The organism is bacterium (genome assembly GCA_037143175.1).
In the GTDB taxonomy this organism is placed as follows: Bacteria; Verrucomicrobiota; Kiritimatiellia; order CAIKKV01; family CAITUY01; genus JAABPW01.
The window spans coordinates 1-17,972 of the sequence record JBAWZF010000006.1 but is presented as its reverse complement, the minus strand read 5'-3'; the positions used below and the strand labels follow the sequence as shown (position 1 = coordinate 17,972).

At 54.9% G+C, this 17,972-nt stretch carries 27 protein-coding genes and 1 tRNA gene; 25 read left to right on the top strand and 3 right to left on the bottom strand.

Annotated features, from left to right (window positions below; all coding sequences use genetic code 11):
* Nucleotides 1-57: 57 nt before the first annotated feature.
* A complete protein-coding gene (locus WCI03_03760; protein MEI8138965.1) occupies nt 58-1,635 on the bottom strand; it encodes an alpha-glucosidase/alpha-galactosidase in 1,578 nt (525 codons plus the stop codon).
* A gap of 89 nt (nt 1,636-1,724) precedes the next feature.
* Here WCI03_03760 and WCI03_03755 point away from each other — a divergent pair, with 89 nt between their 5' ends.
* Nucleotides 1,725-2,660: an AraC family transcriptional regulator gene (locus tag WCI03_03755; protein ID MEI8138964.1), complete on the top strand. Its 936-nt coding sequence runs from the start codon at nt 1,725-1,727 to the stop codon at nt 2,658-2,660.
* Nucleotides 2,661-2,667: 7 nt separating this feature from the next.
* Here WCI03_03755 and WCI03_03750 read toward each other — a convergent pair whose 3' ends face one another.
* Both WCI03_03750 and WCI03_03745 read right to left on the bottom strand, forming a co-directional pair.
* Nucleotides 2,668-2,895 carry a homocysteine S-methyltransferase family protein gene (locus tag WCI03_03750; protein ID MEI8138963.1) on the bottom strand — a complete coding sequence of 76 codons (228 nt, stop codon included), beginning with the start codon at nt 2,893-2,895 and terminating at the stop codon, nt 2,668-2,670.
* A tRNA-Arg gene (locus WCI03_03745) sits at nt 2,890-2,966 on the bottom strand. Before WCI03_03745 ends, WCI03_03750 begins: the two co-directional genes overlap by 6 nt.
* 125 nt (nt 2,967-3,091) lie before the next feature.
* Here WCI03_03745 and WCI03_03740 point away from each other — a divergent pair.
* The 24 genes from WCI03_03740 (at nt 3,092) to WCI03_03625 (ending at nt 17,326) form a co-directional block, all read left to right on the top strand.
* Complete coding sequence (locus WCI03_03740; protein MEI8138962.1) at nt 3,092-4,495, top strand: site-specific integrase; 1,404 nt, start codon at nt 3,092-3,094, stop codon at nt 4,493-4,495.
* Between the two features lie 118 nt (nt 4,496-4,613).
* Nucleotides 4,614-5,252 carry a hypothetical protein gene (locus tag WCI03_03735; protein ID MEI8138961.1) on the top strand — a complete coding sequence of 213 codons (639 nt, stop codon included), beginning with the start codon at nt 4,614-4,616 and terminating at the stop codon, nt 5,250-5,252.
* A gap of 59 nt (nt 5,253-5,311) precedes the next feature.
* On the top strand, nt 5,312-5,605 hold the full coding sequence (locus WCI03_03730) for a hypothetical protein (protein MEI8138960.1): 294 nt from the start codon (nt 5,312-5,314) through the stop codon (nt 5,603-5,605).
* On the top strand, nt 5,602-5,880 hold the full coding sequence (locus WCI03_03725) for a hypothetical protein (protein MEI8138959.1): 279 nt from the start codon (nt 5,602-5,604) through the stop codon (nt 5,878-5,880). Before WCI03_03730 ends, WCI03_03725 begins: the two co-directional genes overlap by 4 nt.
* A gap of 21 nt (nt 5,881-5,901) precedes the next feature.
* Nucleotides 5,902-6,057 carry a hypothetical protein gene (locus WCI03_03720; GenBank protein ID MEI8138958.1) on the top strand — a complete coding sequence of 52 codons (156 nt, stop codon included), beginning with the start codon at nt 5,902-5,904 and terminating at the stop codon, nt 6,055-6,057.
* Nucleotide 6,058: 1 nt separating this feature from the next.
* Nucleotides 6,059-6,475 (top strand): hypothetical protein, encoded by a 417-nt coding sequence (locus WCI03_03715; GenBank protein MEI8138957.1) that lies wholly within the window; start codon nt 6,059-6,061, stop codon nt 6,473-6,475.
* 146 nt (nt 6,476-6,621) lie between these two features.
* Nucleotides 6,622-6,936: a hypothetical protein gene (locus WCI03_03710; protein MEI8138956.1), complete on the top strand. Its 315-nt coding sequence runs from the start codon at nt 6,622-6,624 to the stop codon at nt 6,934-6,936.
* 230 nt (nt 6,937-7,166) lie between these two features.
* Nucleotides 7,167-7,364 (top strand): helix-turn-helix transcriptional regulator, encoded by a 198-nt coding sequence (locus WCI03_03705; protein ID MEI8138955.1) that lies wholly within the window; start codon nt 7,167-7,169, stop codon nt 7,362-7,364.
* 7 nt (nt 7,365-7,371) lie between these two features.
* Nucleotides 7,372-7,587 (top strand): helix-turn-helix domain-containing protein, encoded by a 216-nt coding sequence (locus tag WCI03_03700; protein ID MEI8138954.1) that lies wholly within the window; start codon nt 7,372-7,374, stop codon nt 7,585-7,587.
* A gap of 1 nt (nt 7,588) precedes the next feature.
* Complete coding sequence (locus tag WCI03_03695; protein MEI8138953.1) at nt 7,589-8,584, top strand: hypothetical protein; 996 nt, start codon at nt 7,589-7,591, stop codon at nt 8,582-8,584.
* A complete protein-coding gene (locus WCI03_03690) occupies nt 8,581-8,922 on the top strand; it encodes a hypothetical protein (protein ID MEI8138952.1) in 342 nt (113 codons plus the stop codon). Before WCI03_03695 ends, WCI03_03690 begins: the two co-directional genes overlap by 4 nt.
* Nucleotides 8,919-9,161 (top strand): hypothetical protein, encoded by a 243-nt coding sequence (locus WCI03_03685; GenBank protein MEI8138951.1) that lies wholly within the window; start codon nt 8,919-8,921, stop codon nt 9,159-9,161. Before WCI03_03690 ends, WCI03_03685 begins: the two co-directional genes overlap by 4 nt.
* Entirely contained in the window at nt 9,158-9,463 is a 306-nt protein-coding gene (locus WCI03_03680) for a hypothetical protein (protein MEI8138950.1), read from the top strand. Before WCI03_03685 ends, WCI03_03680 begins: the two co-directional genes overlap by 4 nt.
* Before the next feature lie 20 nt (nt 9,464-9,483).
* On the top strand, nt 9,484-10,047 hold the full coding sequence (locus WCI03_03675) for a hypothetical protein (GenBank protein MEI8138949.1): 564 nt from the start codon (nt 9,484-9,486) through the stop codon (nt 10,045-10,047).
* A 2-nt stretch (nt 10,048-10,049) separates the two neighbouring features.
* The gene (locus WCI03_03670; GenBank protein MEI8138948.1) at nt 10,050-10,250 is read left to right on the top strand and encodes a hypothetical protein; all 201 of its coding nucleotides are present in this window, start codon (nt 10,050-10,052) and stop codon (nt 10,248-10,250) included.
* On the top strand, nt 10,247-10,882 hold the full coding sequence (locus WCI03_03665; protein ID MEI8138947.1) for a hypothetical protein: 636 nt from the start codon (nt 10,247-10,249) through the stop codon (nt 10,880-10,882). Before WCI03_03670 ends, WCI03_03665 begins: the two co-directional genes overlap by 4 nt.
* A gap of 528 nt (nt 10,883-11,410) precedes the next feature.
* Entirely contained in the window at nt 11,411-12,160 is a 750-nt protein-coding gene (locus WCI03_03660; GenBank protein ID MEI8138946.1) for a hypothetical protein, read from the top strand.
* Nucleotides 12,161-12,212: 52 nt separating this feature from the next.
* Entirely contained in the window at nt 12,213-12,947 is a 735-nt protein-coding gene (locus tag WCI03_03655; protein ID MEI8138945.1) for a hypothetical protein, read from the top strand.
* Nucleotides 12,944-13,678 carry a hypothetical protein gene (locus WCI03_03650; protein ID MEI8138944.1) on the top strand — a complete coding sequence of 245 codons (735 nt, stop codon included), beginning with the start codon at nt 12,944-12,946 and terminating at the stop codon, nt 13,676-13,678. The genes WCI03_03655 and WCI03_03650 overlap by 4 nt, the downstream gene beginning before the upstream one ends.
* The gene (locus tag WCI03_03645; GenBank protein ID MEI8138943.1) at nt 13,671-14,951 is read left to right on the top strand and encodes a hypothetical protein; all 1,281 of its coding nucleotides are present in this window, start codon (nt 13,671-13,673) and stop codon (nt 14,949-14,951) included. The genes WCI03_03650 and WCI03_03645 overlap by 8 nt, the downstream gene beginning before the upstream one ends.
* A 91-nt stretch (nt 14,952-15,042) precedes the next feature.
* Complete coding sequence (locus WCI03_03640; protein MEI8138942.1) at nt 15,043-15,516, top strand: hypothetical protein; 474 nt, start codon at nt 15,043-15,045, stop codon at nt 15,514-15,516.
* A 169-nt stretch (nt 15,517-15,685) separates the two neighbouring features.
* Nucleotides 15,686-16,621 carry a hypothetical protein gene (locus WCI03_03635; protein ID MEI8138941.1) on the top strand — a complete coding sequence of 312 codons (936 nt, stop codon included), beginning with the start codon at nt 15,686-15,688 and terminating at the stop codon, nt 16,619-16,621.
* 191 nt (nt 16,622-16,812) lie between these two features.
* A complete protein-coding gene (locus WCI03_03630) occupies nt 16,813-17,064 on the top strand; it encodes a hypothetical protein (GenBank protein MEI8138940.1) in 252 nt (83 codons plus the stop codon).
* Nucleotides 17,057-17,326 carry a hypothetical protein gene (locus tag WCI03_03625; protein MEI8138939.1) on the top strand — a complete coding sequence of 90 codons (270 nt, stop codon included), beginning with the start codon at nt 17,057-17,059 and terminating at the stop codon, nt 17,324-17,326. The genes WCI03_03630 and WCI03_03625 overlap by 8 nt, the downstream gene beginning before the upstream one ends.
* Nucleotides 17,327-17,972 lie beyond the last annotated feature (646 nt).

Genomic DNA, 17,972 nt, shown 5'->3' with positions numbered 1-17,972 from the left:
AAAAACTAGTTTCGTGCATTCCGCGTGTTTCGTAGTGGCTCTATCACCCTGCTTGAATTATTTCTTCTTTTTGACCGTGGCGGCAACGGACTGCTTACGCTGGGCCATCGCTTTATCGGCGGCATCCGCATTGCGGCGGGCCTCATCTTGATTCTGCTTCATCTCTTCCACGGTCTTGGTCTTGAGCCGAGCCGCGCCTTCGGTGCTGTGAACCCCGAGTTTTTCCTCTGAGGCAAACCGGGCCTTAGCCGCCGGAATCGCCTGCTTATACTGCGGCAACCACCGGGCCTGCGCCACCAGCATTTCATCCACCATCTGGGAAATTTCCGGCGGGTTACACACCGCGGAGGTGAGAGGATCCATCAGAACCGCCTGCTTGAGAAGGTTAACATCCCCATGAACCGCCGCCTCAACCGCAAGCCGCTGCACCGAGATGGATGCATTGCAAACGGCCGCACAACCCAGCGGAAGATCCCCGACCTGAGGAACGCTGAGTCCATTGCGATCAACATATACCGGCACCTCCACAATCGAGTCATCAGGCAGATTAGTGATACACCCGTTATTTTGCAGATTGAAGTGTCCGCGATAGACGCGGCCCGTCTTCAACGCTTCGATGATGTAACTGCAGTGCTCATGACTACGGTTAGCCGCCGAGAAGACCGTGGGTTCACCTTTGATCCAGTTGGGGAAATCTGTTTCAAACCAGTTCCGACCTTCGGTGCAAACCCGCAGATAACCACCGGTCTCACCATTGATCCAGCTCCCCATGTCGATCCATTTGTTCAGCTCTGCAGGGCGCTTCCGGTACCAGGCAACATATTCCGAAACGTGCCCGTTGGATTCGGTCGTGTAGTACCCAAACCGCTTGAGCATATCGATGCGGACTTTCTCAGACTGACTGAAGGCGGGATGCTTCTCGAATCCCTCCAGAAGCCGGCTGGTCCAGTCTTCACCCTTATAGATCACCTGAACGTACCAGGTCTGGTGGTTAATACCGGCACAGATGATATCCACATCCTTTATGTCGATATTGACGTAACCCTTCTGATCAGGCTTCTTGTTATCATTGACCAAAAGCTTGATCACCTCGGTAATCTGCCAATGCCCGCCATGCACTCCGTGGCACAAGCCAAGCGTAGGCACACCACCATATTCAATCGCCGCCCAGGTATTCATGGCATTCGGGTTGGCATAATTCATGAACAGACAGTCCGGGGCAGCGACCTCGCGGATATCTTTACAGAAGGCCAGAATCTGCGGAATGTTGCGCTGCCCGTACATGATCCCACCGGTGCAAAGCGTGTCACCCACACATTGATCCACGCCGTACTTGAGCGGGATATCAACATCCAGCTTGAAGGCATCCAACCCGCCGATACGTGTCGTATTGATTACGAAATCCGCGCCATCGACAGCTTTGCGCCGGTTATTCGTGGTAATGATTTTTGCAGGCAGCTTATTGGCCTTGATGTCGCGACGGGCCAATTGTGTGATCATGTCAAGATTCTGGGCATTGATGTCCATGAACCTGAACTCGGCATCACGCAATTCCGGAACCGACAAGGTGTCCTTCATCAGTCCGCGTGTAAACCCGATACTTCCCGCCCCAATAACCGCAATCTTAACCGACATTTTGATTCGCTCCTGTTGTTGAAACTTAATACCCCTTCCTCAATTTCTGGTTTTCAATTGAAGAATTACGCTCTATCATACACACCCATATGAGTGATTGTATTCAAATTGATGGTGATTCCGCGCTAAAAAACATAAGAATCGTGCTCAAGGCCGGATTGCCGTTGCGGGAAACAGGATTCAGCCGTATCACCAGCTACCCTAAACATCGTTGCGATATCGTGGCTGAAGGCATTGTGCAGGAACGTGGCCAGCGCGAGTACGACTACGACAACCGGAAACGGCACAACTCCTGCCTGTTCCAATATACTTTCTCAGGGGAGGGTAGATTCCAGAGCCTGCCGGGCGGCAAAACCACTCGACTCACGCCCGGAATGGGATTTCTGGTTCCGTTTCCCTCCCCCACCCGCTATTGGCTTGCCCCCGGAACGGAATGGGAATTTTGTTACATCATTATCGCAGGTGATATGGCGTATGATCTGGTCAACCTGTTGGTTCGCATGCATGGATACTTATGGGAACTCCCCGCAACCCACCTCGCCATCGACCTGATCAAAGGCCTTCACCGTCAGGTCCTGGCAGAAAGAATTCCAGATGAGTTCGAACTGGCCGCTCAGGCCCATCGATTCCTGATGGAACTCTTCCGCGCGCACCGGATGCCAAAGCCCAGGGTTTCGCCCGCGGTAGACCGCGTGCTGAAACTGGTGGAGCGGGATTATCGTGATCCTGGGTTATCGCTGGAACAAATTTCAAGGGAGGCCGGATACTCACGCCACCATTTCTCCCGCATGTTCCGCCGCGAAGTGGGAATTAGTCCCCACGCCCATCTTCAACAATTCCGCCTGCAACGTGCGCTGAACCAGATCACTACGACGGAATTACCCATCAAACAAATTGCCCTGGAAAGCGGCTACCGTGACTACGCCTATTTTTGTAAAGAGTTCAAGCGCTGGACCCATAAGACCCCCCTCACGGCTCGCCGCTTCGGCGACCTGCTCAACCTGAGCACGATCCACACGGAATAGAAAACCCTCAATCCAACGGCAATTTGGTTGTGGGGCCCAACGAGCCGCAGACATAGCGTCCCGACCGCCCGGCCATGGCCTTACGGGCATTGGCGACGGCAGCGGTGTTGATTTCCGCGGTGCGATCCCCAATGCCGTATTCATCAAACACAATGCGCGAAACACCGAAGGTATTGGTTTCAACGGCTTGAGCGCCGGCCTCCAGAAATTCCTGATGGAGTCCCGTTAGTGGCACCCCCGGCAAGGTTCGAACTTGCGACCGCCGGATTAGAAATCCGATGCTCTATCCAGCTGAGCTACGGGGGTAAAGGCTATAAAAGCCCAATAAAACTCGGTTTTTCTAAATCCGCGCAAGCGGCAAAGAATGCTGCTTGACTCCATGTGGCACTTTTGTGTACCTCTATCCCTGCAAAACAGACGGAGGGTGCCACATGAATAAACTTGGAACTGAAAAACATGGCGAGAATGTAGGGGCGGAAGCGGATATCGGCAAGCCAAAAAATGATAAGGGCCTCCTGAAACGTACCTGGAAGGGGCCGGACGGTGAAGAGCGGATAGCCTGGCAGGCCTACGCCGGAAAGACGCCGGACGGCAAGCGGATCCGGAAGCAGTTTGAGACGAAGGCGGAGGCCCGCACCTGGTTGTATGCCGAAAAGTTGCGCCGGAAGAATGAAGGGCACGCGGCCATGAATCTGACAGACCGGCAGCGTCTGGATGCCGTCCAGGCCTCCGAATTGCTCACTGCCGCCAATATGCCCGATATGACGATGGGGGAAGCCGTAAAAGTACACATAAGTGCCACACAGGCACTCGGGGGCGCGGCCACGATCCTGGAGGCGGTAAGGAGCTACGCGGCCACCGTTGCCATTCTCGAAGGCACGGCCACCCCGGAGACGGCCGCCAGGTACTACAGAAAGCACAAGGCGCCGGTGGTACGCCGAACCGTGGGACAAGTCATTGACGAACACCTTGCAGATTCCAGAGACCGAAACGTCCGCCCCACCACTCTACGGGACCTTGAACACAGGATGGGGCTTTTCCGGGAGGTGTACGGAGACCGCCTAATTACAGAGATCACCCGTGACGATGTAGAGAAGTGGATCCGAAGCCGCGCGGATAAGTGGAAGAAGAAACATCACGCCGAAATGTCGAACATCACGAAGAAGAATTACCAGGTGCTTGGCGGCGGCCTGTTCAATTTCGCTATCGGCAAAGAATATGTCACTGAAAACCCCTTCACCCGGCGAACGCGCGCCCGGCACCATGAAGACGAGAAGATGCCGGAATGTTTGACCTGGCAGGACGTGACGGCGCTCTTGAATACGGCCGCCAAGATCGAGCCCAACATGGTGGCGCCGCTCGCCATCGGCTGCTTTGCCGGCTTGCGGACGGCTGAACTCCGGGGCATGGATTGGAAGGATATCAATCTGGCCGCCAAGCGGATCACCGTCATGCCCCACTACGCGAAGAAACGCCGGGCGCGACATGTGACCATTTCCGACAACCTGGCCGCCTGGCTATTGCCACACAGGGAACAGGCTGGCTTTGTGGCGCCCCAGGGGGATAAGTGGCGCTTCCGGTTTGATCACGTCCGGAGGCTGGCAAAGACACGCTGGCCTAGCAACGGGATGCGCCATGCATTCGCGTCTCACCACCTGGCCATGTACGGGGATCCGGCCCGGACCGCCTTCGAGCTCGGGCACCATCGGGACACGTCCATGCTCTTTGACCATTACCGGGCTCTTGTGACGAAGGAAGACGCGGAGGCCTATTGGGCTATCATGCCAACGGAAGAGCCTGGCATTATCCGGATGACAATTGCACAGGCAGGATGAAAGAATTTCCCGCTGGCGGCAGTGACCGCCGGGGGATGAAAAGAAGGTGCCCCCGAGGTGCTAGAACACCCCGAGGGCGGTGCGAACCGCACCAAGCATAGAAAGGATACGGTTCACGATGAAGACAGTAGCACGGCGGAAGACGGCGGGCAAGGCGGCGGAACAGGCGACGCGGGCATACCTTGCCGCATTGATGAAGGCGGACGGGATCGCCCCGGAGTCTCTCCAGATGTTCACGGTGGTGAAGGGCGATTTTCCAGAGCCGGGGAAGATGCCGGAATCGTTGCCGACGGAATATATCAAAACCCTCACGAAGCCGCAAAATTGGAGGAAGGTAATCGCCCATATAGGCCTGCTCACCAAAGGCGGACCATTTGAACCCGCCGTTTACCGGGCGAAGCAAAGAAACAAGATGGTCGTAATACTCACGGCGGAGAATTCCCGGAAGTTGCGGGAACTGGCTGACCTTGTTTCCTCTGATCCGGTCCACCTGGTAAACCTGATGGTCGGGGAAGAGCTCGACAGCTACCTTGACCCGACATCGGGTATGTTGGAGACAACCATTGATGGGTGGAAGTATAAGAACGCCGCAGAGGCGCAGCGCGTTGCTGAGGCTGTCAATGCGCGGAACGAAACAGGCGGTTATCATACCTCACTTTCCTGCAAGGGCCGCGAACTGGTACACCGCGAATACCGCAAAGAAAAAGCGGATACCCGCCGTTGGAGTAAGCGGTATGATTCCCACAAGGTGGCCTGATTGAAATCGCCCCGGCCGGGATCGCCCTGGCCGGGACACCCTACCAGGAGAAACACGCGATGGAAAACAAGCTAACTGACTCGGATGGGATGCTGCACGCGCACGCGGTGCCCATTCACGGCCCGGCCTATCTGGTGAAGTTGAACAGAAAGGCGGCTGACAACCTTGAGCGGCTTTCAAGGGAGCACGACATCACCCCGGAGGATGCCCTTACGGTGGCCGCCCTGGTGATGCTGAAATGTGGCAGCGGTGACTGCTGGGCTGGCGATTGCTTCCGGGAGTTGCTTCAGGAAACGAATGAACCCGATTTCAAGTTTATCCATGCGGCCGGATCCGGGAGGAAGCGGGCATGAAGACACTCACACTTGATGCAGGGACCGCCAAGGCCTTGGAGGAGGCCGCCAAGACCGTCTGCAATGCAGAGCCATACGGATGGCTTGATACAATGTCACCCGAACGAACGATTGCCCTCTATGCCATTCAGGCAGTAGCTGAGGCCATTGTGAAGCACGGCCCGATTCAAGCCGATACACTCAAGGGATTGAAGGTGCGCCTTGAAGAGCCGGACGCCTTCGAGGCTGATCTTGAAGCATTGCTTGTGAAGAGGAACTTTTCACCCCCATTGTAACATCAAACCAGAAAGGCAATTATGAAGCAGAAATCAAAGAAGCCCGTCTTCAACTTCGTGGTTGAGATTGTCCCCATGAAACCCAGCGCCCTCCTGCAGGCCGCCGGGATCATTCAGGATGTAAATAGCCTGGCGCGGCGCCTTCAGCTTGAACAGGCCGGAAAGAAAGGGTGCTGAAATGGAAATCCCGCTTAACAGTCTGACGGTAGAGGTGCTGGAAGAGGCCGCTTTCATTTTGGGATTAGAACCCAGCGACCTGGCAACCAGGATTATTGAACAGGAAATCATGGGGAGGTTTTCACATCCCGAAAGAGGCTTAACCTGGCTGCATTCATTTTTCGCAACCATGGAGTTTACCAGCACCGCCGATGCCGAACAGATAATGGACAGAATACATGAGCGTGAAAAGGCACGGGGAATCGATTGTGAGACAACCAAATTCATGATGCACAGGAACGCGGAGGGCCTTTATTCCGTCGATATTGAAGCCATGCGGAAGCACATTGAAAAGGTGAAGGCAGAGGTTGCGTGGATTCGCCAAAAGGCAGAAAGGCTTAGCCAACAAAGAAGGGATGCGGAAGGCCCCAGCATTTGAAACCAAGCGCTCTACAGCACCCCACGATTGACAGCACGAATACGAAAACCGCATGATGATTTCGCCCCGCCCTCATGAAGCGGGGAAGCCCTGCCGGTCCTGGCCGTGTACCAGGATCGGCGGGCACCTTACACGGAGGTGAGACGATGAAAAAAGACACCAAGAAAAGCCCAGCTAAATCCACCCCGCGCGGGGATGGGATTACCATCATAGAGGTTTCGCTTGCCGACAAACGAATCCTACAGCGTGAACTTAAACGCCTTCGCAATGTGAAGCGCGGAAAATGGAAACAGTCGGACACCGCATATCAGAAGGTTTGCGATTGTCACGAGGCGAATCCCGGGACAACGAATAAAGAGATTCACCGGCTAACGGGAGTAAGCATCAGGACAGTCCACCGCATTCGCGGACGGATGCACCCCGGTGAATACACCATTACCACTACCACAACGCCGCCGTGATTCTTTTTTGGTCGTAACGATTTCGCGCGCTCAAATGCTTTCCTGATTGAGCCGCTTTCTCCCCTCATTTCCCTTGTTTTATAGGCTCTTGCCGAAATTCTGCCGCTTATATATGTGGCAGACTTCGCCCCTTTCATCCGCCCGCATTCTTGTGCGACGTTCCAGTCAGCACAGAGAAGCGGGCCTTTTTTTAGGCCTGGTGGCGGAAGAAAAAAAGAGGAGGTGGCAGGATGACAAACAACGTGCATAGATTGAAAGTCGCAAGGACGGCGGCCGGGTTGAATCAGTTTGACCTGGCAAAGCGCGCCGGTTGCTCAGAGACGGTTATTTCAAAAATCGAGACCGGACGGCTCACACCAGCGCCGGACCTCAAAGCCAAGATCGCCACCGTCCTGGGTAAACCGGCATTCGAGCTTTTCACCCAGTAGGTACACCATGAAAACCATTGAACCCACAACCCAAACGCCAGCGCCGGAATACTTGCGGGTACCCCAGGCGGCAGCCCGGTTCGGCGTCTGTGACGCCACCCTCCGGGACTGGATAAAGCGCCGGATCATTCCGGCCTTCGCCCCAACACGCCGGACACTGCTAATCAAGGCCATAGACGTTGACAAGGCGCTTGCCCGCTTCCGGGTTGGAGGCGTTGCCTAAAATGCCTCTCTCGAACCGCCCAACACCTTCCGCCACCGATAACCCCTCGCCATTACCGGGCGGTTCTGGCGCTGGGGCCGGTGGCGGATCCTCTTCCGGATTCCTGAAACTAATGCGAGGGGAGGCGACAGTCGAACTGATGAAAGATCCCAAGGCCTTCACACTTCTTGCCCTGATTGCCTATCGCGCACGACGTGAAGGCGGGTTTTCCCTACACAACCTGAAGCCAGGGGAATCATTGATCGGAGACTATGACGCTTGCGGATTTACTGAAGGCGAGTACCGGGCCACTAAGCAAAGGCTTGCCGCTTGGGGTTTCATTACGTGCAGGACAACGAACAAAGGAACCATAGCGCGCTTAATAAACACGGTGATTTTTGACGCAAACACCACCCACAACAACGGACAAAACGACACCCCAACAACGGGCCAACGACGGACCAACGACGGACGAACAACGGGCCAACAACGACTAACAAGAATTAAAGAAGGGGAAGAAGGGGAAAAAAGGAAAGAGGGAGAGGGGGCCGCCGCGCGCACACCTTTTTCTGACGACGGCTGGGACCTAGGGAAGGTACTAGAAATAGCAGCATCCCCCGACGTGGCAGTCACCCAGGACATGGCCCGAAAATGTTTTGACCACTACGCCGCTAAAGGTTGGGTCGATAGCAACGGCAACGAAGCCGGCAGAACCATCAGCGCCCTTAAATCACTCCTGCGAAACTGGAAGGTACGGGAACCGTCATTCGCCAAGGCGCACGGGATCACGCCAGCCTCTACACCCAGCGCCCCCAGGGCAAAGAATTACGACGACTTGGTCCCGGAGGTCGCGCGGGACCTTTGGAACCATCGGGAAGACGATCAGGCATTCCAGCGCGTGCTGCGAACCTGGCGGGACAAAACCAAGGACATCCCAAAACAGGACGGCATGAGCGTGATAGACAACGCCCTCGACATCGTTAAGCGAAAGCGCCAGGCAGGCAAAGGTACATCATGAAACGCAACACCACAAACGACATCATCGTAACGACATCAAAAAGCCCGAATGTCACGGCCTGCAATCTTCCCCGGCCCCCTGAATTTCAGTTCACGGAGGGCGGGGAGGTGCCGGAGATAGCCAGGATCCGCGCGGAGGTATTCGAGTCGATGCGTAAGTTTTTCTTGGATGACCAGGATTTCACGAAAGCCCGGCGAACACTTGAATCTCTCCGTTCAAGGGCGGACACAAGCAGTTACCACGCGCTGGTTATCCTGGATGAGGCCCGCAAGGCGCTTTCATCCTGCGACAAATCAGAGGGAAAAATCAGGGAGTACCTGAAGGGATGCGCGTTATGATCTTCAAATCAACAAAGACACTTGCCCCCGGACGGTCCCTCATTGCCACCCTGGACACAAAGCATGACCGCCCATTGATCGAGTGCCGCGGCGGCGCCGATGTAAACGAATTGGACGCCGCTGTCCCTGCCCTGATGCAGAACTTGGCGGACAAGGCCCGGTTGCCGGTACGCTGGAAAGGTGCGGTGTATTACCCGGTGGCACAAAGCGACCACCACCAGCCAGAGGAGGAAACATGACCTTCGAAGCCTCTACCACCTTGACGCCTGGCTCCGGAATCACGGCGCGGCTCACCCCTGGAGCCAACAGGGTAGACATTGAAGTCATCGGGCACCCGGCGCCGGAAGCCGTAGTGATGGCCGTGCCGCGCGTGCTGCAGCTCCTAGCCGACAAAGCACGGCTGCCGGTCCGGCATGGCGGGCAAGTATACAGGCCGGTTCCTACACCAGCCTTGAATTTCGATGTTTGGGGCGAAGGAAAAACAGAAACCATTTCAGGCGGCATCATGTCGTTTGATGAACAGAAATTGAGGATCAAATGACCGAATCGAGATTTGAACGGATGCAGAAAAATTCAAAAACCTATTCTTTGCAGGCGCTCAGGGAAAAACTATTCAAAAAGCCTTCCTGGTTATCCTCAACGCCCCGCCTAATCAACGATGATGAAGAGAATCCGCCGGCGGCCTGCGCCGTCCATGAAAAGCCGGTGGACCTGACTCGGGAACAGGCCATCAAGCAGCATACCGAAAGGTTAGGATCGATCGAGGGGGAATTGAAGAACCTCCAAAACGCGGTTGCAATCCAAACGAAGAAAATCACACTGCTGGGACAACTCCAGGAAGCCCAGGCCACTTTCTGGGGCGCGGATGAGGCCCGGCGGATCGAAGCGGAGCTTGTGGAACTGGAATTGCAGTTTAAGGCCGTGACTGCCCCCGCTGGCATCAAGCCGCAATCCGCCGCTCAGTCTACACATTCGCAAACATCCGCCCCGGTCCGGAACTACACGGCAGAGGAACAGGCGAAGCTCAACGAACTCAGTGACCGGCTTATTAATGCGCTGGGAACGCCCCGGGAATCCGTTGTGCGGAAAGAGGTGCGCAAGGCCATGCAGTTGGCAGGGCTTTGACCATGATGCCCGACTTTGAGCAAGCGGCCGTCCCGGTTCCTGGCTGGAAGGGATGGACGGGGCCTTCTCCGGAGCGCCGGGAAAAGAAGGGCTCACCCAATCGGGCAGACTGGCACGATACATGGGGGAGAAAAGGAATTTCCGGGCGCAAGGTGCGGCCGGGTGAACAGCAACAGCCTAACAAGGCGGAAAGTGGAACATGAAAAAGTTACGGACACAAAACACGCTCGGGTGGATGAGTGCGGCCCTGCAGACCAAAATCGAGGCTACAAATCGTGACGCGGCACAGCTTAACGCCGATCGGGAGGAACATGCCATCGTCATGGGGCGCATTCGGGAGACCGCGTCAACGGCTGATCGACTGGTAGGGAATGGCCGGGTGACTGGCAACGGCGTTCAAAGTTGGATCATGCCGGGAACTTTCGCCAGCGCCACGGACGCCACCCGGAAGGCGGAGGAACTGCGGGCGGAACGGTTGCGCCTACCGATTGAGGGATTGCGGGTCCTTGGCTACCAGGAATCACTTGTGCATACGGCGCGCCGGGAATGGCAGGCATACGTCGAAGCGCTCAAAGGCGCCCTTGAAAAGGCACGCGCTGCGGCCCGGAAGAAGGTTGAACAATTCAAAGGCCTGAGTGATGCCGCGCGCGCCGTTGAAATCGAGACGGCCACACAGGCAGAGGCCGAGGCCTTCAATGCCCAGGTCTACGATTCAGAGATGAAGCGTCCGCTTATCCCGGAGCATGTTGTCCGCTGGGATTCACGTGAGTCCGACGAATTGCGCGTCGAACTACTGGAAGAGTTGCGTGCGGCTTTCATGCGTGAGGTGGGTTGATGTTTTACCCCGTTGCCAGCAGAAACAAAGCGTTCAATCCTCAGAGGGCGCCAGCGAGTGTTGGCGTCAACGCTGGCAACGGGGTTTCTATTTTCGAGCGTGGCCCAGGTGGCCCGGCGTGCGTGTGCTCAATCGCCGTCTCCCTTCGCGGGTGCGAAGCGGTCACCTGGGCCTTTCGTTTCACAGTGTTTCAATTTGCCACGGCGGCCAGAGGATGTGCTCAAAATGGGTTTCGGGCTCCTATGCTCCTCTCCCGCGGGTGCGGGGGCTTGCTGCCTTGGCTTCTTCTTTGTGTGCTGCGCCTTCGCCAGTGGTGTGCTCCACTGCCTTTAACCTTCGCGGGTGCGATGGTGCGATGGCGCAGCCTTTTTATCAATGAGGCATCTGCCCCACGCAGGAAGGCAGGGGGACCCCTCCCCCGGTTTAGGTACTTCCAGAGCAAAAATTCACAAGACTGCACAAGGCGACCTCGACATCCTATATCGCGTTAACCTGTGACACTTTCAATTTTTACACAAAAACACGTCTATGACTGAAATCTTACCCAGAATCCTGGCCTACATGGATGCCCTTCTCCTGCCTGAACCAGGGGAAACGCCTGGCGGCGACAGCATGGCAAACCGGCGGGCGCAACATGTTCAGGATTACCACCTTCACGGGATCCCCTGGCGTCCCACTCTGCTGGATCCGGAACGGACGGCCAAACAGGCGGAGCGTGACCTTTCCTCACTGATCGCTTTCGGCATGGTCCTGGCACCGAATGAGCGGAGGCGGGAACATATCCGCCTGACGCCATACGGGCACGCCCTGGCGCGCCTGCTGACTGGCTGGGATTGCTCGATAGATCGGGCATTCAGCGTCATAGAGGTTATGCACAAGGCGCGAAAGCGGGCTGCATGGTGGCAAGGCCGCCCTTGGTTATCAATTGTTTTGACCCCCAGCGTGCGGGCGGAGGTTCTGTTTGCCTTGGGACATGGATGGATTACGGCGGATTCCGACCAGTACGGCCTTGTCATGTTTTCGATTACGGAGGCCGGGGATGATGCTCTTAAAAGCGGCATGGTAAACGACGTGTCCGATAAAGCGGTTTCCGCCTTCCGGGACATCTACAAAGACACCTACAAGGCGGCACGAAAGATCATCCAGGCGTTGCCGTTGCTGAATGAATCTGATCTTCACATCTTCATGCCAATGCCTGCAGGAGGCTGGGGCCTTGGTGGTGGACCGCGTGCGAGATCGGGAAAGCGCTCGAACGCCCGGGAGGTAGACGGTGATTGATTATACGGCAGATGAAACCCACCCCGGCAGGAATCGGAGAAGGAATATTTAGATGAATATGAACATTAAATTTTCGCCAGGAACGTTTGACCGCCTGCGCCGCTCTGCACAGGCCCGGTCCAGGGTCCTGAATGAGGACATGCGAAAGACGCTTACTAAGACCAGCATGAAGATACTGGTAGCCCTTCGAGCATCGGCAAAAGTCTCTCCAAAGAAGCGGGATTTGTACGAAACCAAGGCCATGTCGATGGATAATCGCTTCCGGCACACCCGCATGCAGGATCATATTCAGGATTGGTACAAGCAGCACGGCGCACCGAAAAAAAAGACGGGCAGAACCTTGCATCCATCACAGTACACATCGAAAGCCGAGAGAAGCGAAGACTTTAAATTTGCGGCAATAAAACGTCGATTCGCCGGTGAATACAAACTTTTCCCCATGCACGGAGTAGAGAAGGTATCAGAAGCCGAAAAAAGCAAAAAACTAATCATCAAGAAGCAGGGTCTAGCGCGATCGTCTTTCACCTGGATGATGGGAAAACTTGGAAGCGGCGCGGCCTCAGGGATCGCCAAACAGAGAGAAATTACTGGTGTGACTAATGTGGCTAAAGAGTCAACCCAAAGCGCAGGATCAACAAGGCTTTTTATTAAAATGGTTAATGAGCTCGGATACATAATTTCATCCCTGCAAGGGGGAAAGAAAGACGTGTCGTCCGCACTGGAACGTGCCCGAAACATGTTGAGAAGTGAAACAAAGAATGCATTGAAAAGGATGGTTAAAAAATGAGCAACACGATAATGACAGAGAAGCCGAAACTTCATCCAATGGCCGCCGCCGCCATTAAGTCCCTTGAGGCAAAGGGACTAAACCCCACACCCGCCCATGTCCTGTGGATTCAGGATGCCGCCTTACGGATGCGCCGTAAAAATGACAGGCGCATTGCTGAATTAATTGATTGGCCAATTCCATGCGGCGGGGTTTCCCTCTACCCTTTTTCAATTGGGGCCATGGAGTGGATGCGGATGCTTGATGAGGATCTGCAAAATCAAACTTTCGTTCAAGCCTTCGCGTGCGCACATGCGAAAGATCGGGCCGCGCTTTCCAGGCTTACGGAACGGCGGGAAATTATTCGGGCAGTCCGTGAATGGCGAAAACACATTACGGCGTCTGAAGCGGCAGTTTCGGCGGTTCTGAATACGTTTATAGGGCGAGATTCAGAAATGGTTGAAGTTGATGCCATCGTGCCTAGAATTGCCGAGGCGCAAGAGCGAGCCTATCAGGTCGAATTTGGAGCGTTCATTCTGGCCCTTTGCGCCAAGTATCCGGGAACCATGCCAGATTATTGGGCCTTCCAGGTTTCCTTTGATTTCGCCTGCAGTGCCATGGCCCGCCCGGTTGACGGGGAGAATGAGGAAGGCGTGACGGGGCGTGACATCACCATGGGGGTGGCGTTCCGGTCCATCATGGCCCAGATTGAGCGTGAACTGATCGAAGCAAAGGAGGCAACCCATGGGTGAACGAATGGAAATGGAGATTGTCGGGAAGAACTCCACCGGCAAAGGATGGGACCAAGTAGAACAGGACGCAAAAGCGCGCGCCAGGCGGATCAATAACACCCTTAACTCAGACGGTGGGCTCTTCGGGGGAAAGCCTGGCGCTGACAAATCAATGCAAGGCAAAGGATTCATGGAGGCTTTCGGCAAGGCCATCCGTGGGGACTTCTCCGGAGCGATTGAGGATATGCAGGCCCGAATGGGTGCTGGAATGAAAAGTATGACCGGCAAGGCGTTGATATGGGGGGGCGGGATCGCGACGGCACTGGCTGCTGGGTGGAAGGCCGGAAAGGCTCTCGATGATATGTTTGGCATATCTGACAAGGTGGCCGCCGCATGGAACCGGGCCGCCGTGGTGGCCGGGTATGCCTGGGATAAGTTCTATAAGTCCCTCCGGGCTAAGCGCCTTCAACAAGAGGCCGAAATACAATCCGCCGTTGAAATAGGGGCAAAGGTTTTCGACATCCGGGAAAAGGCGAAGATGAAGCGCATGTCTCCGGGTGAAAAGGTGAATTACCTGGAATCCGGCATAGAAACACTTGAGCGCACATCAAGAGCTTCGGGCATTTCATTGGATGAGCAGAAAGAACGCAAGATCATGCTCGAGGAAATGAAGTCTGATTATCAGGATGCGCTCGATGAAATGAATAAGGCTTGGGAGGAATCCTCCAAAGCTGAGTATGCTGCGCAGAAGGCGGCGGAAGATGAAAAACTAGCGGCCAAAAAACGTAACGCCGAAGTTGAGCAGGATTTTGTCCGGATGGGCATTCGGGATGAAATCACCGCCATACAGGATGCCATTAAAAAACGCGATGCTCAAAACGCCGCTGATATGGCCGGCCTGGAAGCGAGAAAGGCAAAACTGCAGCAACTTGCGGCACTTGAGAACGTATGGAAAAATGAAGGGGCCATTGCTGCGGATCCCAATAACTGGCGCGCCCAACAAAAGGCGGATAAAGACGCCGAACGCGAAAAAAGGCGCCGTGAAAAAATGCACGCAGAGGCCGAGGCGGCCATTGCTCGGGGCGTGAAAATTCCACATCGTTGGCAGGCTTTACTTGATGCGGATCACGCCGCTGAAGCTGCCGGGCAGGCAGGGAGGCAACTTAGGGGGCTTGAGAAACTTGCTGCCGAGGCACAAATCAAAGCTCAAAAGGATATCGAGGGAATGAGAAAAAATCTTGATGGCCTCAATAAACGCTTGGATGCAGCGTTAACCATGGGAGGCGGGGCTTAGTTGTTGCAAATGTGAGGCGCGCACTGGCTCGGTTATCAGAATCGTGAAGATACTCTTACCGATGCCGCGGGCCGCTAAAAAGTGGTGATGAATGGCTGAAGCCGCTCTATACCTGTCAAATTGGCAAACGCTGGCGGCCGCCGTGGCGGAGCAAGCCGTCGTCGATCTTATGGACCATCACCGAACGATCCGCACAGATGCGGCAGCATTTATCAATGCAAGCGACTTCAAGGATTACCTCACAATGGCGGGAGTATGCCACACGGCCGCCGCGTGCCGCTTGTCTTTGCGCCGCCGCGGGATCCTGCTGGAGAACTCCGCACCCGTTTCAAGGAAACGGAGCATTGCGTTGAAGTTGCCGGATTCCTCCCGCGTATCCCATTCAGTCACCAGTGAAAATCCAGTGCTTGCAGAAACCCAGGCACCGGCCACGGCACCACGCGAAAGCCACCCGGCCACACTGGAGGAAATCCCGCTTGCCCTCCCGGAGGCGACACCGCCTATGACACAACCTTGTGTCCCTGGTAATGAAAAGCTTCATGGGGTGGAAGTCATCAGGCTTTGAGAATGGCACGGCAATGACGGCGCCAGAAGGCGAAGCCCTGTCAGAATCCCCCCAGGCGGGGCGAATGGTGCCATAGGCGGGCTGCCCCTGTTCTGATGTGCGATCGTGGCAAGATGCCCAGGTGCTGGCACGTCTTGACAGCATGAAGTGACTCTTAGAGAATCATCAAATGGAGCTTCGGAAGAACATCACCATTGAGGATATACCGGTCATTTGGCAAACAAACATGACGGATGAGGCGTTGCGCAGTCTATACCTGGACCTCGCGTGTGATTCTGATTTCCAGAATAGTCATTTGAGCATAGGGGGAAGTCGAATAAAGCTTTCACTTTTTCATAAAAGCATTCCCTTCAGGGACGGGGCCTGCATGTGTATTGGTTTCGACAACCAAATCACCGCCATTTATCGTACAGAGGCAGAGTGGAAGATATTTCTAGCGCGTAGATCCGAGGTTAACGAACTCCGGATAGAGCAACATGATGAGAAAAAAGTCGAGATCCTGCTTTTCCGTACTCAAGACGATTACTTGAAAGAAAAGATTGCGAAGAGCCTCACGGCGCGGGACGCACCTGGCATTTTCACATTGGTTTTAGAGCGGGTGGCACTTCGAAAGAATAACGAGGGGTTGAGGGTTCACCTTTATACTTCCGGATGCTGGGATATTGAACAGCACACTATGGATGCTCTAAGGCAGATCCCGGACATTGATGCCGTGATTCACTTTTTCGCTGAAAACAACTGGGACATTTCATGGTTTGAGAGTTATTGGGAGGCGTACTTCTCATTTCATTTCAGAAGGATAGAGGCTTTAATGGACCTCCGAAATGATCCTGGCTGGCTAGCCAAAGTGAGGCAGTATCCGGAGTATGAAAAACACTTGGCGCTTACCCTGGACATTCAAGAGAAAGCCCTCTTGAAATTTCCGTGTAACGGTCGCCTTTTTGCGAGCGTAATCAAGTTTTGGGAAAGAAATGACCGGATTGCGCAAGCGATTGAATTCTGCGAGAGGGCGATCAAATATTCCCTGTCTGATGGATCAAAACAAGGATTTCAAGGCAGATTGCGTCGTCTTGAAAGCAAGTTGAGGCGGGCATCTGGTATTTAAGGGGGGGAATGTCAATATACCGCACGACGCCGGAGGGCCGGATCATTCCCCCCCCCAGGTAAGGCAACAGGCCAGGACCGGCACCAGGGCGCGCGGCCATTCATAGTCGGCACGATCACGGCAAGGCGGGCAGGCAGGTGGACGGTATTCCCGCCTTGACCCGAACAGGGGGGCCGTGCCAGACTATTTGCATGACAACGTTGACCCTTGACCATAGCAGTACCGCCCTCGATAACGCCTTGCGCCACATGCGGGCAGATCATGAGGCCGTAATGATCGAACAGGACGGCCGTGTCATTGCCGTACTTGTCCCGCCCGAGGAATATTTGCCGGTGAAGGATGCAGACATCCCGCCGGAATTCTGGCAGGGGTTGCGGGAAGCACAGGCGGGAATCGGCGTTGACATGGAGACGGCCCTTAATGAGCCCCCGCCCGGTGTATAATTTCAAGGCAACGCCGCAATTCTGGAAACGATTCTACGCCCTGCCACCGGCAAGCAAGGAGGCAGCGCGGTCTGCATGGAGAGTCTTCAAGATGGATCCCTTTTCGCCAAGGCTGGGAACTCACAAGATCCATGGCCTATCGGCGCGGGCCGGGCAAACCGTTTACTCTGTTATTCTGGGCCCCGACCTTCGGGCCGTCTTCTATATCCAGGGTGACACGGTGTGGACATTCGATATCGGAACCCATTCCGTGTATCGCTGAATTTACGCCACAGACTAGCCGCCCCCTTTCACTTCGCCACTGGCCCCCCGGCAGCCTTTACACCCGCCCGGATGCCGTTTTGTATTCCGGGCAGACCACGGCGCGGAAGAAATTTCAGTGAATTCCGAGAGGTTGAAAAAGAGCTATCAATTGAGCGGCCGTTTTGTGGCTCGCTTGTGGCATGGTTAGAACGGTAAAGACTGATAAACCTTTAACAACCTTGTATGAGCACAATACATAAACCCCAATAAATACGCAAAAGCCCAATAAAAGCGGGGTTTTTAGGTGCATTAGAAATCCGATGCTCTATCCAGCTGAGCTACGGGGGTATGAGAAGAACGGGGCAGATGATAGGGAGCTGTGGGAAGGCTTTCAAGCCCAAATGAGGAAAAAGGATATCAAGCGAATCATTCCAGCCAAGCAAGTGAATAGAAAGTCCATGCTTTATCGGTGAACGGCATTCAACCCACTTTTCAATCAAAGACGCAATAGGAGAAAGAGATATATGGCAAATCAGGAAAACTTAGCGGTTCGGTAAGAGGCAAGCACACGGAAACAGGAAAATTCTAAAAATTCTGAATGGTTGGGTTCTCTGCGATTCAGACACTGGGGAGGGGCTCGGGGGGTGCCAACCCTGACCGTTAAA

Excerpts from the sequence above, each read along its gene's own strand:
- WCI03_03760 (MEI8138965.1), bottom strand. The coding sequence starts at position 1,635 with ATGTCGGTTAAGATTGCGGTTATTGGGGCGGGAAGTATCGGGTTTACA.
- WCI03_03755 (MEI8138964.1), top strand. The coding sequence starts at position 1,725 with ATGAGTGATTGTATTCAAATTGATGGTGATTCCGCGCTAAAAAACATA.
- WCI03_03740 (MEI8138962.1), top strand. The coding sequence starts at position 3,092 with ATGAATAAACTTGGAACTGAAAAACATGGCGAGAATGTAGGGGCGGAA.
- WCI03_03735 (MEI8138961.1), top strand. The coding sequence starts at position 4,614 with ATGAAGACAGTAGCACGGCGGAAGACGGCGGGCAAGGCGGCGGAACAG.
- WCI03_03730 (MEI8138960.1), top strand. The coding sequence starts at position 5,312 with ATGGAAAACAAGCTAACTGACTCGGATGGGATGCTGCACGCGCACGCG.
- WCI03_03725 (MEI8138959.1), top strand. The coding sequence starts at position 5,602 with ATGAAGACACTCACACTTGATGCAGGGACCGCCAAGGCCTTGGAGGAG.
- WCI03_03720 (MEI8138958.1), top strand. The coding sequence starts at position 5,902 with ATGAAGCAGAAATCAAAGAAGCCCGTCTTCAACTTCGTGGTTGAGATT.
- WCI03_03715 (MEI8138957.1), top strand. The coding sequence starts at position 6,059 with ATGGAAATCCCGCTTAACAGTCTGACGGTAGAGGTGCTGGAAGAGGCC.
- WCI03_03710 (MEI8138956.1), top strand. The coding sequence starts at position 6,622 with ATGAAAAAAGACACCAAGAAAAGCCCAGCTAAATCCACCCCGCGCGGG.
- WCI03_03705 (MEI8138955.1), top strand. The coding sequence starts at position 7,167 with ATGACAAACAACGTGCATAGATTGAAAGTCGCAAGGACGGCGGCCGGG.
- WCI03_03700 (MEI8138954.1), top strand. The coding sequence starts at position 7,372 with ATGAAAACCATTGAACCCACAACCCAAACGCCAGCGCCGGAATACTTG.
- WCI03_03695 (MEI8138953.1), top strand. The coding sequence starts at position 7,589 with ATGCCTCTCTCGAACCGCCCAACACCTTCCGCCACCGATAACCCCTCG.
- WCI03_03690 (MEI8138952.1), top strand. The coding sequence starts at position 8,581 with ATGAAACGCAACACCACAAACGACATCATCGTAACGACATCAAAAAGC.
- WCI03_03685 (MEI8138951.1), top strand. The coding sequence starts at position 8,919 with ATGATCTTCAAATCAACAAAGACACTTGCCCCCGGACGGTCCCTCATT.
- WCI03_03680 (MEI8138950.1), top strand. The coding sequence starts at position 9,158 with ATGACCTTCGAAGCCTCTACCACCTTGACGCCTGGCTCCGGAATCACG.
- WCI03_03675 (MEI8138949.1), top strand. The coding sequence starts at position 9,484 with ATGCAGAAAAATTCAAAAACCTATTCTTTGCAGGCGCTCAGGGAAAAA.
- WCI03_03670 (MEI8138948.1), top strand. The coding sequence starts at position 10,050 with ATGATGCCCGACTTTGAGCAAGCGGCCGTCCCGGTTCCTGGCTGGAAG.
- WCI03_03665 (MEI8138947.1), top strand. The coding sequence starts at position 10,247 with ATGAAAAAGTTACGGACACAAAACACGCTCGGGTGGATGAGTGCGGCC.
- WCI03_03660 (MEI8138946.1), top strand. The coding sequence starts at position 11,411 with ATGACTGAAATCTTACCCAGAATCCTGGCCTACATGGATGCCCTTCTC.
- WCI03_03655 (MEI8138945.1), top strand. The coding sequence starts at position 12,213 with ATGAATATGAACATTAAATTTTCGCCAGGAACGTTTGACCGCCTGCGC.
- WCI03_03650 (MEI8138944.1), top strand. The coding sequence starts at position 12,944 with ATGAGCAACACGATAATGACAGAGAAGCCGAAACTTCATCCAATGGCC.
- WCI03_03645 (MEI8138943.1), top strand. The coding sequence starts at position 13,671 with ATGGGTGAACGAATGGAAATGGAGATTGTCGGGAAGAACTCCACCGGC.
- WCI03_03640 (MEI8138942.1), top strand. The coding sequence starts at position 15,043 with ATGGCTGAAGCCGCTCTATACCTGTCAAATTGGCAAACGCTGGCGGCC.
- WCI03_03635 (MEI8138941.1), top strand. The coding sequence starts at position 15,686 with ATGGAGCTTCGGAAGAACATCACCATTGAGGATATACCGGTCATTTGG.
- WCI03_03630 (MEI8138940.1), top strand. The coding sequence starts at position 16,813 with ATGACAACGTTGACCCTTGACCATAGCAGTACCGCCCTCGATAACGCC.